The 1816-nt window shown below is 73.3% G+C and carries 2 protein-coding genes; both read right to left on the bottom strand.

Going from position 1 to position 1816, the window contains the following annotated elements:
- Positions 1 to 80 precede the first annotated feature (80 nt).
- Entirely contained in the window at positions 81 to 1319 is a 1239-nt protein-coding gene (locus tag U9980_RS24915; protein ID WP_322770154.1) for an RNA polymerase sigma factor, read from the bottom strand.
- 18 nt (positions 1320 to 1337) lie between these two features.
- Positions 1338 to 1685 (bottom strand): YciI family protein, encoded by a 348-nt coding sequence (locus U9980_RS24910; protein WP_322770153.1) that lies wholly within the window; start codon positions 1683 to 1685, stop codon positions 1338 to 1340.
- Positions 1686 to 1816 lie beyond the last annotated feature (131 nt).

Genomic DNA, 1816 nt, shown 5'->3' with positions numbered 1-1816 from the left:
CACACACCCGACCGACAGGAAAAATCCTCCACCCCACAGGCAGCCTGATCAACCCCCGAAGGACTTACGAGCCAGACCACTTAGTGGTCCAGTTGTTCGAGGCGGCTGGTGAGGAAGTCGCGTTCGACGGCGTTCTCGCTGAGCAGCAGCGCTTCGGAGTAGGCCAGGCGGGCCTCGCCGGTGCGGCCGAGGCGGCGCAGGAAGTCGGCGCGGGAGGCGGCCAGGTAGCTGTAGGAGGCCAGGACCGGCTCGCTGGCCAGGGCGTCGAGGGCGTCGAGGCCGGCCTGGGGGCCGTCGGCGAAGCCGACCGCCACGGCCCGGTTCAGGGCGACCACCGGGGATGGCCAGATGGCCGCGAGCAGGTCATAAAGCCCGACGATCTCGGCCCAGTCGGTGGCGGCCCAGTCGGGGGCCTCGGCGTGGACGGCGGCGATGGCGGCCATCAGGGCGAAGCGGCCCGGGGGCCGGCGGGCCAGCGCCTCGCGCACCAGGGAGATTCCCTCGGCGATGGCGGGGCGGTCCCATAGGGTGCGGTCCTGGTCGGCCAGGAGCACCAGGGAGCCGTCGCCTCCGACCCGGGCCGGGCGGCGGGCGTCGGTGAGGACGATCAGGGCCAGCAGCCCGGCGACATCGGCGTCGTCGGGCAGCAGCGCACGCAGCATCCGGGCCAGGTCCAGCGAGCGTTCGACCAGGTCCCGGCGCATCAGGTCGGCGCCGGCGGGGGCGGTGTGGCCGGTGCTGAACAGCAGGTGGACAACTGTCAGCACGGCATCGACCCGGGCGGGCAGCTCGCCGGCCGGCGGGACCCGGTAGGGGATCCGGGCGGTGGTGATCTTCTTCTTGGCTCGGGTGATCCGGGCCGCCATCGTCGGCTCGCTCACCAGGAACGCCCGGGCCACCTCGGCGGTGGTCAGCCCGCACAGCAGCCGCAGGGTAAGCGCCACCCGGGCTTCGGGGGCGATCGCCGGGTGGCAGCAGGTGAAGATAAGCCGCAGCCGGTCGTCGGTGACCTCCGGCAGGACGGCCTCGGCCGGGCCCGCGGTCTCGGCCTGCGCGGCGAGCAGCGGCAGGGACCGCTGCTGGGTCGAGTGGCGGCGCAGCAGGTCGATGGCGCGGCGCCGGGCCACTGTGGTCAGCCATGCGCCGGGCCTGGCGGGGACGCCGGCCTGCGGCCAGGTGGCCAGCGCCCGGGCGTAGGCGTCCTGCACGCAGTCCTCGGCCAAGTCGATGTCGCCGGTCACGCGCACCGTGGCGGCCAGCACATACGCCCACTCGCGGCGGTGCGCGTCGGCGACCGCCGCCTCAACAAATGCGTCCACTGGGCGGCCTCCCTTCCCTCAGCCGAACGTCCTGACCGGCCGGACCTCGACCCCGCCGAAGGGGGCCGGGACCTGCCGGGCCAGCGCGAGAGCCTCGTCCAGGTCGGCGGCCTCGATCAGGTAGTAGCCGCCGAGGGCCTCCTTGGTCTCCGCGAACGCCCCGTCGGTGATCACGAAGCTGCCCGAAGAATCCCGGCGCAGCGAGGTGGCCGTGGCCGCCGGCTCCAGCGGCTCCCCGCCATGAACTACCGCCCTGTTCGCCTCCGTGAACATGCGATGGTCCCCCAGGACCTGGTTCAGCACCTCGGGGCCAGCGCTCGCCCAGGCCGCCTCATCCTCATAGATCAAGATCAGGTACTTCGCCATGACAGGCTCCTCTCTGCAGGCCGCCCGCAGGCGGCCTTTCTCACCACGACGCGCGGCCCGCGCCCGGATCGACACGCCGGAGCCAGATTCTGCTCCGCCGTCGCGTCCCGGGTCACGGTCCCGGGCCGCCC

This window comes from Protofrankia sp. Cr1 (genome assembly GCF_963555865.1).
Taxonomy (GTDB): Bacteria; Actinomycetota; Actinomycetes; order Frankiales; family Frankiaceae; genus Protofrankia.
The sequence above is the reverse complement of the archived record's forward strand: the minus strand, read 5'-3'. Positions and strand labels throughout refer to the sequence as shown.

What these genes read in the sequence shown, in the direction of transcription:
- U9980_RS24910 (WP_322770153.1), bottom strand. Translation starts at nt 1,685, where the DNA reads ATGGCGAAGTACCTGATCTTGATCTATGAGGATGAGGCGGCCTGGGCG.